This is a genomic window from Bradyrhizobium sp. CCBAU 53351 (assembly GCF_015291745.1).
In the GTDB taxonomy this organism is placed as follows: domain Bacteria; phylum Pseudomonadota; class Alphaproteobacteria; order Rhizobiales; family Xanthobacteraceae; genus Bradyrhizobium.
This window is the reverse complement of the sequence record NZ_CP030059.1, coordinates 1,033,070-1,047,870: the sequence shown is the minus strand read 5'-3', so window position 1 is coordinate 1,047,870 and position 14,801 is coordinate 1,033,070. Positions and strand designations below refer to the sequence as shown.

14 protein-coding genes are annotated in these 14,801 nt (G+C 65.5%); 8 read left to right on the top strand and 6 right to left on the bottom strand.

Annotated elements, in window-relative coordinates; genetic code table 11:
• The first annotated feature begins 25 nt into the window (after nucleotides 1–25).
• Nucleotides 26–916, top strand: a complete 891-nt coding sequence (locus XH83_RS04985; RefSeq protein ID WP_194405946.1) for an N-formylglutamate amidohydrolase — start codon at nucleotides 26–28, stop codon at nucleotides 914–916.
• 285 nt (nucleotides 917–1,201) lie between these two features.
• Here the strand turns inward: XH83_RS04985 and XH83_RS04980 are convergent, their stop codons facing one another.
• Complete coding sequence (locus XH83_RS04980; protein WP_194405945.1) at nucleotides 1,202–1,414, bottom strand: hypothetical protein; 213 nt, start codon at nucleotides 1,412–1,414, stop codon at nucleotides 1,202–1,204.
• Between the two features lie 26 nt (nucleotides 1,415–1,440).
• On the opposite strand from XH83_RS04980, the gene hisN reads away from it, so the two are divergent.
• Together hisN and XH83_RS04970 are read left to right on the top strand one after the other, a co-directional pair.
• The gene (hisN, locus tag XH83_RS04975; protein ID WP_194405944.1) at nucleotides 1,441–2,223 is read left to right on the top strand and encodes a histidinol-phosphatase; all 783 of its coding nucleotides are present in this window, start codon (nucleotides 1,441–1,443) and stop codon (nucleotides 2,221–2,223) included.
• A gap of 22 nt (nucleotides 2,224–2,245) precedes the next feature.
• Nucleotides 2,246–3,211 carry a tripartite tricarboxylate transporter substrate binding protein gene (locus XH83_RS04970; protein ID WP_194405943.1) on the top strand — a complete coding sequence of 322 codons (966 nt, stop codon included), beginning with the start codon at nucleotides 2,246–2,248 and terminating at the stop codon, nucleotides 3,209–3,211.
• Nucleotides 3,212–3,227: 16 nt separating this feature from the next.
• Here the strand turns inward: XH83_RS04970 and XH83_RS04965 are convergent, their stop codons facing one another.
• Complete coding sequence (locus tag XH83_RS04965) at nucleotides 3,228–4,118, bottom strand: LysR substrate-binding domain-containing protein (protein WP_194405942.1); 891 nt, start codon at nucleotides 4,116–4,118, stop codon at nucleotides 3,228–3,230.
• An 89-nt stretch (nucleotides 4,119–4,207) separates the two neighbouring features.
• On the opposite strand from XH83_RS04965, the gene XH83_RS04960 reads away from it, so the two are divergent.
• Nucleotides 4,208–4,960 carry a sulfite exporter TauE/SafE family protein gene (locus XH83_RS04960; RefSeq protein WP_194405941.1) on the top strand — a complete coding sequence of 251 codons (753 nt, stop codon included), beginning with the start codon at nucleotides 4,208–4,210 and terminating at the stop codon, nucleotides 4,958–4,960.
• Between the two features lie 2 nt (nucleotides 4,961–4,962).
• Here XH83_RS04960 and XH83_RS04955 read toward each other — a convergent pair whose 3' ends face one another.
• Nucleotides 4,963–5,373, bottom strand: a complete 411-nt coding sequence (locus tag XH83_RS04955; RefSeq protein WP_194405940.1) for a GFA family protein — start codon at nucleotides 5,371–5,373, stop codon at nucleotides 4,963–4,965.
• A 57-nt stretch (nucleotides 5,374–5,430) separates the two neighbouring features.
• Nucleotides 5,431–6,063 (bottom strand): LysE family translocator, encoded by a 633-nt coding sequence (locus tag XH83_RS04950; RefSeq protein ID WP_194405939.1) that lies wholly within the window; start codon nucleotides 6,061–6,063, stop codon nucleotides 5,431–5,433.
• 213 nt (nucleotides 6,064–6,276) lie between these two features.
• Here XH83_RS04950 and XH83_RS04945 point away from each other — a divergent pair, with 213 nt between their 5' ends.
• Entirely contained in the window at nucleotides 6,277–8,073 is a 1,797-nt protein-coding gene (locus XH83_RS04945; protein ID WP_194405938.1) for an adenylate/guanylate cyclase domain-containing protein, read from the top strand.
• Between the two features lie 194 nt (nucleotides 8,074–8,267).
• Nucleotides 8,268–11,042: a di-heme-cytochrome C peroxidase gene (locus XH83_RS04940; RefSeq protein WP_194405937.1), complete on the top strand. Its 2,775-nt coding sequence runs from the start codon at nucleotides 8,268–8,270 to the stop codon at nucleotides 11,040–11,042.
• A gap of 135 nt (nucleotides 11,043–11,177) precedes the next feature.
• Here XH83_RS04940 and XH83_RS04935 read toward each other — a convergent pair whose 3' ends face one another.
• Nucleotides 11,178–12,125: an alpha/beta hydrolase gene (locus tag XH83_RS04935; RefSeq protein ID WP_194408171.1), complete on the bottom strand. Its 948-nt coding sequence runs from the start codon at nucleotides 12,123–12,125 to the stop codon at nucleotides 11,178–11,180.
• 205 nt (nucleotides 12,126–12,330) lie between these two features.
• On the opposite strand from XH83_RS04935, the gene XH83_RS04930 reads away from it, so the two are divergent.
• Nucleotides 12,331–12,798, top strand: a complete 468-nt coding sequence (locus tag XH83_RS04930) for an Hsp20 family protein (RefSeq protein WP_194405936.1) — start codon at nucleotides 12,331–12,333, stop codon at nucleotides 12,796–12,798.
• 152 nt (nucleotides 12,799–12,950) lie between these two features.
• On the top strand, nucleotides 12,951–13,721 hold the full coding sequence (locus XH83_RS04925; RefSeq protein ID WP_194405935.1) for an alpha/beta fold hydrolase: 771 nt from the start codon (nucleotides 12,951–12,953) through the stop codon (nucleotides 13,719–13,721).
• A 248-nt stretch (nucleotides 13,722–13,969) separates the two neighbouring features.
• On the opposite strand, the gene XH83_RS04920 is transcribed toward XH83_RS04925, so the two are convergent.
• On the bottom strand, nucleotides 13,970–14,743 hold the full coding sequence (locus tag XH83_RS04920; protein WP_194405934.1) for a hypothetical protein: 774 nt from the start codon (nucleotides 14,741–14,743) through the stop codon (nucleotides 13,970–13,972).
• Nucleotides 14,744–14,801: the final 58 nt, after the last annotated feature.

Below are 14,801 nucleotides of genomic sequence, written 5' to 3'. Positions count from 1 at the left end.
GCGCGAAGGGACGAAGCCTGAGAAGATGACCCGGTTTGACGGCGAGACGTCGCCAGCCTTCGAGATCGTAGAGCCCGCGCAATGGCGCGCGCCGGTCATCTTCAACTCGCCCCATTCCGGCTCGACCTATCCGGACGAATTCCTTGCCGCGTCCAGGATCGACCTCACGACGCTGCGCCGGTCCGAAGACTCCTTCATGGACGAGCTGATCGGCCATTTGAGCGAGCGCGGCTTTCCAACCGTCAGGGTCAACTTTCCCCGCTCCTATGTCGACGTCAATCGCGAGCCCTATGAGCTCGACCCGCGCATGTTCACCGGCCGCCTGCCGAGCTTCGCCAACACCCGTTCGATGCGGGTCGCCGGCGGTCTCGGCACCATTCCGCGCGTGGTCGGCGACGGCCAGGAGATCTATCGCGACCGCATCCTGGTCGACGATGCGCTGGGGCGGATCGAGACGCTGTACAAACCCTACCATCGCGCGCTGCGCCGGCTGATCAACAAGGTGCACCAGATGTTCGGCACCGTGGTGCTGGTCGACTGCCACTCGATGCCGTCGGTCGGTGTCAGCAGGGACGAGCCGCGCCGGCCCGACGTCGTGATCGGCGACCGCTACGGTACCAGCTGCACGCCGCTGCTGCCCGACCGGGTCGAGGAGACCATGACCGGGCTCGGCTATTCGATCGGCCGCAACAAGCCCTATGCCGGCGGCTTCATCACCGAGCATTACGGCAATCCCGCGAGCGGCCTGCACGCGGTGCAGCTCGAGCTCAACCGCGCCATCTACATGGACGAGCGGCGACGCGAGCGCAGCCCGCGCTTTGCACAAGTGGCGGCCGACTTCGGCGTTCTCGCCGACGTGCTGGCGACCACGATTCCGTTCGCCGACCTCGGCCCGTTCCAGGCCGCGGCGGAATAGGCGCCGGCTTCTCTCCCGAACGACGATGCCCCAGGCGCGAGCGCGCTTTCGCTTCGCAAGCTTGCGCGCCCCGAAATGAAAACGACTGCGGCAAGAAAAAAGGGCCGCTCGCGAATGACGCAAGCGGCCCAAGTCTAGGGAGGAAACGCCCAAGGAGGGCAGCGGTAACGCCAAGCGCTACCGCACCGCAACAATATGCGACCGCGCCGCACAAAGCGCAAGGGCTTTTGAGCCATTTCCCATGCAATATGCACATGGCTCAGTTGCTTCCATGGAAACCCAGATTCAGTTTCTTTGATAAGGAAATTCAATGGCTTGATAGACGTTTGCATACGAACGAGGCACGGTCGGAACTAAGTTTTCAATGCCGTGATCGATATTTGTCCAGCGGATGACTTGAATGGGGCAATCCGCTTCGGCATCCAAAATACCAGGGTGCAAATCAAGACAGCGCTGCACGCGGGAGGCGAATTGAGCTAGGCAGGAGCCGAGCTTCACCCAACTTTCGCTTTGAGGATTGGCCTGTGACGGTGATCGATTTCTCCGCCTTCATCGGACGGCTCGCCACCGCCTCCGGCGAAACCATCCTGCCGTTCTTCCGCACCTCTCTGTCGATCGACGACAAGAGCAAGACCAAGGATTTCGATCCGGTCACCGAAGCCGACCGCGCCGCCGAGGCGGTGATGCGCCGGCTGATCAAGGCCAACTTCCCCCAGCACGGCATCGTCGGCGAGGAATTCGGCAACGAGGGCGAGGACGCCGACTATGTCTGGGTGCTCGATCCCATCGACGGTACCAAATCCTTCATCGGGGGCTTTCCGATCTGGGGGACGCTGATCGCGCTGCTGCACAAGGGCGCGCCGGTGTTCGGCATGATGCACCAGCCCTTCATCGGCGAGCGCTTCTCCGGCGACAACGGCTCGGCCAATTACAAGGGCCCCTCCGGCGAGCGTCGGCTGCAGGTTCGCCGCTGCGCCTCGCTTTCGGAAGCCACGACCTACACCACCAGCCCCTTGCTGATGAACGAGCGCGACCGCGCCATCTTCGGCCGCATCGAGCAAGGCGCCCGGCTGTCGCGCTATGGCGGCGACTGCTACTCCTATTGCATGCTCGCCGCGGGCCACGTCGACCTCGTGGTCGAGACCGAGTTGAAGCCGTACGATATCGCCGCGCTGATCCCGATCGTGACCGGCGCCGGCGGCGTCGTCACCACCTGGGAGGGCAAGCCGGCCCAGGGCGGCGGCCGCATCGTCGCGGCCGGGGACGCCAGGGTTCACGAAGAAGCACTGAAGCTCTTGAACCAATAACAAACGCGAGCGGGAGGCTTGCATGACCATCTCACGCCGGCTTCTTCTTGGCTTGTTCCTGCTGCTGCCGTCAGCGGTGGCGGCGCAGAATTTCCCCGCCAAACCGATCAAGCTGATCGTGCCGTTCCCGGCCGGCGGGCCGAACGACATCATCGCGCGTGTGATCGGCCAGCGCATGTCGGAGCTGTCGGGCCAACCGGTGCTGATCGACAATCGCGGCGGCCAGGGCGGCGTGCTCGGCACCGACGCCGTCTCCAAGGCTCCGCCCGACGGCTACACCATCGCGATCTCCTCGGCCGGCGCGCTCGCGATCAGCCCGAGCATGGAGAAAGTCGCCTACGACACGCAGACCGATCTCACGCCGGTGACGCTGGTTGCGACCGTGCCGGAAATGCTCGTGGTCGCCACCAATGTGGAGGCGAAAAATATCGGCGAGCTGATTGCGCTGGCCAAGGCGCAGCCCGGCAAGCTCAATTTCGCCTCCTCCGGCCCCGGCAGCCTGCCGCACCTCGCCGGCGAATTGTTCAAGCTGACGGCCGGGATCGACATCGTGCACGTGCCTTATCGCGGGGCCGCGCCGGCGGTGAACGACCTGTTGGGCCAGCAGGTGCAGATGACGTTCCTCGATCTCCCCGTGCTGCTGCCGCAGGTCAAGGCGGGGGCGTTGAAGCCGATCGCGATCGGTTCGGCCGAGCGCGCGCCGACCGCGCCCGACGTGCCGACCCTTTCGGAAGCCGGCTTTCCCAATCTGCGCGTCGAGAATTGGTACGGCATGGTCGCGCCGAAGGGCACGCCGAAAGACATCGTCACCGCACTCCATGCACTCGCGACCAAAGCCATGGCGGATCCCGCGGTGAAGGAGAAGCTCGCAGCCCAGGGCGCGACGCTGGTCGGCGACGCGCCGGAGCATTTTCGCAGCTTCATCGCGGATGAGACGACGAAGTGGGCCAAGGTGATCAAGGACGCCGGGGTGGAGACGACGAAGTAACTCTCGGAAGCCCCGCTCACACCGCCGCCGCCCGCAAATGCTCCACCAGCATCTTGGCCGGCCGCGGCAGTGCCTTGAAGCTGCGCGCGCAGATCACGAGGCGGCGGTTCGCCCAGGCATCGCGCAGGCGGACCATGGCCAGCGGCATCAGCTTTGCGCAGCGGCGGGCGGCGGATTCCGGCACCAGGGCAACGCCGACGTCGGCGGCGACCATCTGGCAGATCGCGTCGAAATCGCGCAGGCGCGCGCGGAAATGCGGGCGCATGCCGAGCCGGGCCGCATGTTTCGAGATGTGCATCTGCAGCGCGGTGGCGCTGGTCAGGCCGACGAAGTCGCAGGCCCCCGCCTCCTGGAAGTCGATCTGGCGCCGGCCGGCGAACGGACCACGGCGCGCGGTCACCAGCGTGAGGCGGTCCTCGCTGAACACGAAGCGCTCGATATGCTCGGCCAGCGCGTGCTCGGCGGCGAAGCCGAGATCGGCGGCGCCCGCGGTGATCGCGGCGGCGATGTCGGTGCTCTCGCGCTCCTCGATGTCGACGGCGACGTCGCGATGCTCGCGCAGGAAGCTCGCCAGCGCCTTGGGCAGATGCTCCGACAGGCCCGAAGTGTTGGCGAGGAAATGCACGCTGGCGCGCACGCCAGAGGCAAAGCCCGCGAGATCGCCGCGCATGGCGTCGACCTGGTGGATGACGAGCCGCGCATGGTCGAGCAGGCTCTCGCCGGCCGCGGTCAATTCGACGCCGCGGCGGCCGCGCTTGAGCAGCGCGACGCCGAGCGCGTCTTCGAGCCCCTTGATGCGCGCGCTGGCCGAGGCCAGGGCCAGATGCGACCGCTCCGCGCCGCGGGTGATGCTGCGCTGGTCGGCGACCGCGATGAAGAGCTGGAGGTCGACAAGGTCGAAGCGCATGGACAGGTCTCCCAGCCTTCGTTCCAAGCGAAGGCTTACTCCGTAACCTCCAGATTGTGCGCCCGCGCAGCTTCGGTCAATGTGCAGGCATGATCGACCCGCTCCTGATCCTCATCGCCGCCGTCTTCCTGCTCGCCGGATTCGTCAAGGGCGTGGTCGGGCTCGGCCTGCCGACGGTCTCCATGGGCCTGCTCGCGGTGAGCATGGCGCCGAGCCGCGCCATCGCGATCGTGATCGTGCCCGCCATCGTCACCAACATCTGGCAGACCTTCGTCGGCCCGTATTTGCGCGACATCCTGCGGCGGCTGTGGCCGCTGATGATCGGCACCGTGATCGGCTGCTGGCTCAATGCCGGCGCGCTGACCGGCCCGCATGCGCGCTACGGCACGATCGTGCTCGGCGTCCTGCTCGTCATCTATGCCGTGATCGGGCTGAACAAGTTCCAGTTCCACGTCTCGCCCAGGAACGAGAAATGGGTCGGCGGCGTGGTCGGAATCATCACCGGCATGATCTCGGCCTCGACCGGGGTGCAGGTGATCCCCTCGATGCCGTTCATGCAGGCGATCGGCATGGAGAAGGACGAGCTGGTGCAGGCGCTCGGCGTGTTCTTCACGACGGCGACGCTGGCACTCGCCTTCAACCTGACCGCCGTCGGCCTGTTGACTCCAGCCAATGCCGTGCCGGGCGCCGTCGGCATGGCCATGGCCTTTGCCGGCATGTTCATCGGCCAGTCGGTACGGGCGCGGATGCCGGCGGAAGCCTTCCGCCGCTGGTTCCTGATCGCGATGATTTTACTGGGCCTCTATCTCGCCGGCAGCGCGCTGGTGAAGGAATTCGCCTGATCCTACGATTTCGGCTCGTAACCAGGCACCCATTTTTCGTGCTGAGGCAGATCGTCCGCAATCGTCCACCATGGCGCGCGCGAGGATGTGAAGACGTGCAGGCGGGGCCGGGTTTGCGGATCGTCGTCGAGCAGGCCGGCGGGAACGCTGACGGTCGGAAGATAGCTTGCATTGCCCGGCGTCAAGCAGCCGCAGGTCTTGCAGCGATAGCGGAAGCTCCCCGGCGCAGATTCATAAGCCACGGTCGCGTCCTCGCCGGCCACGAAGCGAAACTTGTCGGCATCGACATGGGCATAGGTGGCGAATGCGGCTCCGGTCAGCTTGCGGCAATTGGCGCAATGGCAATGCGTCAGCGCGCGCACCTTGCCGATCTCGAAACGCACGGCGCCGCACAGACAGCTTCCACGAATCATCGAAACCTCCCGAGCGCCGCCCCGATCGGGGCAGCTTCCCTCATTCGTTCGAACGAGCTACCGGCTCTCCAGCATGGCGACGCGGATGCCGAGATAGATGAAGAGGCCGCCGAGCGCGCGGTTGACCCAGGCGATGGCGCCCTCGGATGCGCGCAGCCGGTGCGCGGCTTTCGCCGCGAACGCTGCCAGCACCAGGCACCACAGCGTTCCCGTGAAGATGAAGATCAGGCCGAGCGTCAGGAAGGCCAGCGGCTTGTGGGCCGAGTCGGCTGCGACGAATTGCGGCAGGAAAGCCAGGAAGAACAGCGCGACCTTGGGATTGAGCGCGTTGGTGAAGACGCCCTGGAGGAAGACCCGCCGCAGCGAGCTGCGCTCGGCGTCGTCCCTGACCGCCGCCAGCACCGGCCGTGACCACAGCATCTGAAGTCCGGTAACGACCAGATAGGCCGCGCCGACCAGCTTCAGGATCGAAAAGGCAGTGGACGAGGCCATCAGCAGGGCCGAAAGGCCGATCGCCGCGGCCGCGACATGGACGAAACAGCCGCAACTGATGCCGAATGCGGCCGCGGCTCCGCCCCGCCAGCCCATCTGCATGCTGCGGCCGATGACGTAGACGGAATCAGGCCCCGGCGTGATGTTGAGCAGCACCCCCGACAGGATGAACAGCCAGATTTCGTGAATGCCCAGCATATGCGACGTGCCCTCGCCTCGGGAGCACGGGCATAGTCCGTTCGTCCCGTCCCGTCCACCGCCGGAATTGCGTAGGATTTACCTCGAATTTGCAATGCGGATACTACTATCGCCCGGCCGCTTCTGCTCTATAAAGGCAGGGTTCTTGAAATGCGGGATTCGAGGCGACTGCCATTTCGTGGCCGGTCTGTCCTCCCTTGGAGCTGCGAGAATATGGAAAGACGTCTGGCCGCCATTGTCTGCGCCGATGTCGCCGGCTATTCGCGCATGATGGGCAGCGACGAGGCCGGCACCCATGCCGCCTTCAAGGCCCATCGCAGCGCGATCCACCCCATCATCCTCAATCACGGCGGCCGCGTCGTGAAGAACACCGGCGACGGCTTCCTGCTCGAGTTCCCCTCGATCGTCGGCGCCACCGAGGCCGCGATCGCGATGCAGACGCTGATGGCGGAGCGCAACCACCATCTGCCCGCCGACCGCGCCATGCAGTTCCGCCTCGGCATCCACATGGGCGACGTCATCGCCGACGAGGACGAGGTCTTCGGTGACGATGTCAACATCGCCGTCCGCCTCGAATCGGTGGCGAGCCCGGGCGGCTTCGCGATTTCGGCCAAGGCCTATCGCGAGGCCAGCAAGCATCTGTCCGTGCCGCTGACTGATGCCGGCAACCACCGCTTCAAGAACATCAAGGATCCGATCGGGGTCTTTACCTGGATGCCCGACGGGGCACCGGCGCTGGCCCCCGAATTGCGGGAAGCATCGGCGCTGTCGCAACAGTACCGCACGGCGATCGTCGGCGTGCTGCCCTTCGCCAATCTCAGCGACGCCCAGGACGAATATTTCTCGGACGGCCTCACCGAAGATCTGATCCACGCGCTGTCGCTGCAATCCTTCTATCGCGTGCTGAGCCGCAACTCGACCTTCGCTTTCAAGGGCAAGAACACCAGCACCCGCCTGATCGCGCGCGAGATCGACGCCACCTATCTGATCCAGGGCTCGGTGCGGCGCGCCGGCGCCAAGATCCGCGTCACCGCGGAGCTGATCGCACCGGAGACCGGCGAGCAGCTCTGGACCGGCCGTTACGACCGCGACATCGGCGATTTCTTCGCGATGCAGGACGAGATCACGACCAACCTGTCCGCCGCCATCGCCACCGAGATCGTCCGGGCCGAGGCCTCGGCGCCGGCGCGGCTGTCAACCGACGTGACGGCCTGGGACCGCTTTCTCAAGGGACTGTCGCATTACTATCGGCAGACCAAGGAAGACCTCGCCGCCGCCGTCGATCTGTTCCGCCAGGCCATCGAGGTCGATCCCAAACTGTCGATCGCGCACGCCTATCTCGCCACGATCCAGATCCAGAGCATCCAGTTCGGCTGGGTCAAGGGCACGCGCGAGATGTGGGCCGAGGCGATGAACCTCGCCGAAACCAGCGTCCGCCTCGATCCGCGCTCGTCCTTTGCGTTCTCCATCCTGTCCTGGGCTCATGCCATGGAAGGGCATTACGAGGCGGCGATGGACGCCGCCAAGCGCGCGGTCGCGCTCAACCCCTACGACAACGGCGCGCGCGGCGTGCTCGGCATCTGCCATTTCGTGATCGGCGAGCACCGCGAGGCGATCGAGCTGTTCTCGATGGCCTCGCAGCGCGACAACAGCGACCCGCGCTACCAATGGGCGGCACTGAACGCCTTCAGCCACTATCTGTTGCGCCAATATGACGCGACCTTGTCGTGGGCGCGGGAGCAGCTCTACATCAACCCCAACCACATGCAGGCGCTGGCGATCCGTGCCGCCGCCCTGGCACAATTGGGACGAAGCGACGAGGCGAGCGAAGCCGTCCACGTGCTGATGAGCAACTACCCGACCCTCAATGTCGATCGTCACTTGCGCAACTTCCACTGGAAGAAGCCCGAGAATCTCGCCCATTATCGCGAGGGCCTGCTGAAGGCCGGCGTGCCGCTCGGCAAGCTGACCCTGGTCCAGAGCGACGTCAAACGCGTCGCCGAGTCCTGACCGGCGGGCGCGCGCTCCCCTCGGGGCGTTCTGCTACGTCTTGGCCGGGACGCGCCTGCCTTTATTGACAGAACAGTGAATTCGGCCACACTTCGCCACACGCTCAAGTAGTATAGCTTGCTGCCGGTTTGTTAGGACTTTCCGCGCTTGATCGGCGCGCCATTTCGCGATTCGCTGTTTTCAGGATTTGGGCCATGCATCACCCCGCCTCGAAGCCCCCCTTCGATCCCTCGATCCCGGTCTCGCCGAACAATCCATGCCCGTTCCTGCGCGGCCTCGTCGGCGAAGGCTTCGTCGAGGGCGGTACCGTGCCACTCAACACGCTGTCGCAGACCATCGCGAATGCGACCGGCGAGACGGGGCTGAAGAAGGTCTCGGCCCGCATCCAGGTCCGCGGCGTTGCGCTCATCGCCAACGGCTTCAAGCACATCCTGAAGAGCATCTGGTCGGGCGCGCAGCTCGACGCACTGCGCGGCGGTCCGCTCGACAAGCGCGGAGCCGGCTCGCGCATCCTCGGCGTCGACGGCAAGGTCAACGAGGACGAGATCGCGCGGCTCGCGAGCTACGGCCGGACCTACACCGACCCGAACACCGGCGGCAGCGAGCCCGGCCTCAACGCCGCGGAAATCAACACCTTCATGCGCGACAACCTCAAGCGCGCCGGCAGCGACGCCCGCTGGTACTACCCGCTGCTGATGAAGTTCGAATGGCCCATCCTTTTGAAGATCATCGGCAAGGGCAAGACGGACGCGGAGCGTTATCTCAGCGTCGCCGACGTGCGCACCCTTTTCAACGAGCGCAGATTCCCCGACCGCATCAATCAGCGGATCGTGTCGCAGCCGCTGCTGTCCACCTGCCAGCTCCGTTTCCGCTGGGCGGTGGCACTGACGGCGTTCGTCCTCGGCCTAGGCCTCGTCGCCTTGGTGGCCATCGCCGAATTCCCCAACCAGGTTCGCGCCATGCTGCCCCAAAAGGGCATCCTCGTGAATCTGCTTCCGCCGCCTTTGCCTGCGGTGCCGGAGACGAAGGCCGCCTTTTGGCTCGAGCAGAACTGGTCGCTGAAGGACCGGCACTGGTTCCATCATGCCAGCCAGGGCACCGCGACCTTCCCGGTGCCCTATGAGTGGTTCATGGCGCTGGAGCAGCCGCGCCTCCATCTGTTCTCGAAGCCGGGCATGATGAAGGACAGCGCCTATCTCGAAAGCTTCGGTTTCATCCCGAGCCCGCAGTCGATCCAGACCGACACGACGACATTGCGCCGCTTCGGCTACGCCAATGTCTACGAGACGACGCAGGTGCCTGACTGGTCGACCAGGTGGACGCCGGCGGAGAACGTCGACGGCCTGCCGGTCGGCTTCGCCCGGATGACGGGCGTCGTCGATCCCGCGACTGGCCGTCGCGAGGAGGACAAGATCGGACTGACCTGCGCGGCCTGCCACACCGGCCAGATCCACTACCAGGGCGTGGACGTCCGCTTCGACGGTGGCCCGGCCATGACCGACCTGAAGAAGCTGGAGCTCTCCACCGGTCTGTCGATCGCCTACACGCTGTACGTCCCGTTCCGCTTTCAGCGCTTTGCCGATCGCGTGCTCGGCCCCGATGCCAGCAAGACGGACCGCGCCGCGCTCAAGCAGAAGCTCAGCGCAACCGCTACGTTCCTGATCGACTGGGCGCAAACCCAGGAAAAAACGGTTGAAGGCAAGAAGACCTGGGACGGCAAGCAGCAGAAGGACACAGAAGAAGGGTTCGGCCGCCTCGACGCGCTCAACCGCATCGGCAACCAGGTCTTCTCGCAGGATCTCGCGCTGAGCGGGGTCAAGGGATTCGAGAAGAATCTGCACGCCCAGGACGCCCCGGTCAGCTATCCCGCGATCTGGACCGTGCCGTGGTTCAAGTTCGCCCAATACGACGCTTCGATCGAGCAGCCGTTGATCCGCAATGCCGGCGAAGCGCTCGGCGTGACCGCGCTGCTCAACCTGTCCGACGCCTACCCGGAGGACAGGACTTGGCGCTCCTCGGTGAACATCAGGACGCTCGGCTGGATCGAGGACATGCTGAGAGGCCCCGATCCGTTCAAGTCGCCCGATCCTTCCACCGGTCCGAAGTTCGGCGGCCTGCTCGCGCCGAAATGGCCGTCGCAGATCCTCGGCGATGCATGGCGGCTGAAGCCCGATCGCGTCGAGCGCGGCCGCGCCATCTATGCCGAGATGTGCTCCGGATGCCACCTGCCGGCCACCGACACCCCGGCCTTCTGGTCATCGAAGCATTGGGAGCCGAGCGGCGACAGCCAGGTCCTGAACGCGGTGACGATCCCCCTCGACGAGATCAAGACGGACCCCGAACAATCGCTCGTTCTCAGCAACAGGGTCGTCGACGTGCCCGGCTTCCTGAAGGTGAATACGGCCGACCTGCAGAAATGGTGGCAATGCGAGATCCCGACCGCGAGCAAATCGCCGAACGAGATGGTGTATGCGCTCGGCCTCATGACCGTGGTCGACCTCGTCGCCCGCAAATGGATGGACGACGAGAAGGTCCCGGAGGCCGAGCGGGCGAAAATCTGGAATCTCGCGCGCAAGAACTGCCTCAATCCCGCGCCCGATCCGCGCTATCGCGCGCGGCCGCTGAACGGCATCTGGGCCACGGCGCCTTACCTGCACAACGGTTCGGTGCCCTCGCTGTATTGGCTGCTGAAGCCGGCGGGCGAGCGACCGCAAAGATTCTGCATGGGCCGCCGCGACTATGATCCCGAGACCGTCGGTTTCGCGGTCAGCGCAGACGAAAAGTGCAAGACGGGTGAGACGGAGTTCTCTGCGACGGGATCGGACGGCAAGCCGGTCCAGGGCAACAGCGTGCAGGGCCATTCCTTCGAGCGCAAGGACGGCGAGCCGAAACGCCCCGGTGTGATCGGCCGCATCTTCAAGGACGACGCCGAGCGCTACGATCTGATCGAGTATCTGAAGACGCTGTAGCGGGCCAGGTCTCGTCGTCGTCATGGCCGGGCTTGTCCCGGCCATCCACGCCTTGCTTCGGCGGCGCAAAGATCGTGGATGCCCGGGACGAGCCCGGGCATGACAGAGTCTGTCGCGCGATAACGCGCTCTCTCCTCACTTGAACAGCGGCGTGCCCGGCACGAAGGCGTCGAAGGCGGCCCAGAACTGGGAGCGGTAGCGATCCTGCTCCTGCAGGATCTCGTGCTTGGCGCCGGCGATCACGAGATGGGACCCGGCGCGCAAATGATAGGCGAACTCCTCGATCGCCGCGGTCGAGACCACGGTGTCGTTGGAAGCCGCCAGCATCAGGATCGGCTGGCGGATCTGGGAGGGGTAGTTCTTGCCCTTGAACGTGTGCATCGCGCGGAAGGCGGTATCGGCCCAGGCGACGGTCGGCGACGCCAGTCCGAGCGTGGGATCTTCCTCCAGGATCGCGGCATTGCGCGCATAGCGGACCGGATCGCTGGTCACGGGATTGTTGATGAAGGGATCGAGCCCGGTGAGGCGGTCGCTGCCGCCGGGAACGTAGCGGCCGCCCTGCCCGAGCAGGCGCATCGTCTTCAATAGCGCCCGTACCGGAAACGACGTGGTGCGGCCGGGCAGGTCGATCATCGGTGCCGACAGCACCATGCGGTCGAACCAGCGCTTGCCCGCATGCGCCACCCGCAGCAGCACCGTGCCGCCCATGGAATGAGCCAGCGCGAAGAACGGCGGCGGGCAATCCGGCAGCACCACCTGCTGCACGAAGGCCTCGACGTCGATCTCGAAATCGGAGAAATCGCGGACATAACCTTTGCGGGGATCGCGCAGGCGGCGCGAGGAATGGCCCTGCCCGCGCCAGTCGATCATCGCCACCGCAAAGCCGCGGTCGCGCAGGTCGCGCACCGTTTCGAAATATTTCTCGATCTGCTCGCTGCGCCCGGTGAAGACGCAGACGGTGCCCTTGCGGCCAGCCGGCGGTGCCCAGCGCGCAAAGCGCAACTCGACGCCATCGGGAGTCTTGATGGTACCGCTGACGACGTTTTCGGGAACGGGATTGGACGGGATCGAGACCAGCGTCATAGGCGGCAAGTACTGCAAATCAAGGGGCTAAAGCGCCGAAAAGGCGCCAATGCCGCCCTCTTGAACGCCGTCTCGTTCCACCCATATCACCTTCGTGCAGGCCGCTACCAGTGTTTCGGAACCGGAACATCAGGCTGCACACAGACTAAAGCCCGGCCCGATTGGCGGGCGGGTTACCAACAGTCGCTCAATGGAGGACTTGACCATGCGTAGCTACGATCTCACCCCGTTCTATCGTTCCACCGTCGGCTTCGACCGCCTCTTCAGCCTGCTCGACCAGGCCAGTTCGGACGGCAGCCCCGGTTATCCCCCCTATAATATCGAGCGCACCGGCGAGAACGCCTACCGCATCACCGTCGCGGTTTCGGGTTTCGCCAAGGATGAGCTCTCCATCGTCGCGAAGGAAAATACGCTGACGATCAAGGGCGAAAAGGTCGCCAACGAGAACAGCAAGAACGAAGTGCTCTACCGCGGCATCGCCGCGCGTGCCTTCGAGCGCGCCTTCCAGCTCGCCGACTTCGTGCAGGTGAAGGACGCCTCGCTCGAGAACGGGCTGCTCCATGTCGACCTCGTCCGCGAGATTCCCGAGGCGAAGAAACCGCGCCAGATCGCGATCAACACCAGCGCGAAGGCGCAGGTGATCGAGAACTCGGCCGCGCAAGTCGCCGCGTAATCAGCGCGCGTCATCTCCAGGTTACGAAAACGCCCCGGTGCCCCGGGGCGTTTTTATTTGCGCTGCATCACAGAGCGGTGAGGCCGCGTAACAGGGTGGCCGCGCTCTCCGTCCTTTGGGCATCGACCCCAAGAACAAGACGGAGAACGATCATGACTTTTTGGCGCAGCCTTTTCGTCGCCGCGAGCCTGCTGGCGGCTCCTATCAGCCTCGCTCACGCACAGACACCGCAGACCGTGAAGGCGACCAACGTCGTGCTGGTGCACGGCGCCTGGGCCGACGGCTCCAGTTGGTCGGAGGTGATCCCGATCCTGCAGGCCGTGGGCCTGCATGTGACGGCCGTGCAGAATCCGCTGTCATCGCTCGCCGACTCCGTCGAAGCGACCAAGCGCGCGCTGGCCGAGCAGGATGGTCCGACCGTGCTGGTCGCGCATTCCTGGGGCGGCACCGTGATCAGCCAGGTCGGCACCGACCCGAAAGTGACCGGCCTCGTCTATGTCGCAGCCCGCGCCCCCGATGCGAACGAGGATTTCGTCGCGCTGTCGAAGCAGTTTCCCGCGGGCCCTGCCCGTGCCGGCATCGTCGAGCGCGGTGGCACCACAAAACTCTCGGAAGATGCCTTCCTGAAGTATTTTGCCAACGGCGTGAAGCCGGAGCAGGCGAAGGAGCTCTACGCCGTGCAATGGCCGACCGCGTCTTCGATCTTCGCCGGCCGCACCACGGAAGCGGCGTGGCATGCGAAGCCGAGCTGGTACGCGGTCTCGAAGAACGACTACACCATCAACCCCGATCTCGAGCGCTTCCTCGCCAAGCGCATGAACGCCACCACGGTCGAGCTCGATGCCGGCCATCTCTCGCTGGTCTCGCACCCGAAGGAAGTGGCGAACCTGATCCTGGAGGCGGCGGGGTATCCGCGGAGCTGAGGTGATTGCTGAAATGCGGGAGGCGCCTGAATTGCTCAGGCGCTTTTTGCTTGGCCCGACTTCTCCGCAATTACCGCTGTCGTCCCTGCGAACGCAGGGACCCATAACCACAGGGAGCAGTTTGGCGAAGACCAGCAGACCGGTACTCGCACCTCATCCCCACCGATAGATCACGCGGTACGGATCCCTGCGTTCGCAGGGATGACAGCGTTGGGTGCGGCTGACGCCGTCGCGCCAAACGGACAGCGCTAATCCAGCCCCTGCGCGGCAGGCATGTCCTGTGTCGGCAGGATCGCAGGCGCCGGCTTGGCTTGACCGACAGTCGGCGCGGCGGCCGGCGGTGCGGCCTCGACAGGCTTTGCCTGCACGGCAGCGGTCTGCTGTGCGGGAGCTTGCGGGACCGGTGCCTGCTGCTGCGTCACTGGCTCGGCCGGCTTCGCCGCGGCGACCGGCGTCTCGCTGCGCCGTGGGGCTGCCTTGGGCAGCGGCACGGCGCGAGATGCGACATGCGGGATCGCAGCCGGCGGGCGCGGCGGGCCGCTGCGGACCATGGTCGGCGGCGGCAGCGCGGTTTGCGGGCCGAAAGGGGCGACCGCGCGGTCCTCATAGGCGGGCGCCATGCCGTAGGCATCGGCGGCCGGCAGGAAGCGGATGATCCGCCCGTCGCGGGCATCGATCACGAGCCGCCCGTCGTCGCCGCGGCGGTCAATCACCGCGATGGTGTAGACGCCACCGCGCAAGCGCGGAATGCCGAGTGGCGAGAAGCCGTTGTCGCGCAGAACCGCATAGACCTCGGTGGCCGGCAACAGCGCGGGCGCCGGGCCGCGCTCCTCATAGCCATAACCGTAGCCGTAGCGCGGCGGCGGTGGCGCGGCGGCTTCAGGCGGCGCGTAGGGGCCGTCGAAATCCGACACCGCGATCATGCCCCCTCCTGCGATACCGTTCGCGGGAACTTGGGCTTGAGCCGCGCTTGCGGCCAGCGCCAGCGTGGCAGCGGCCACACATCCTGTGAAAAACTTCATGGTCGATACGCTCCTGTCGGCCCTCGAATGCCTCGCGCTCTTTCGCTTCTTGCAGCGT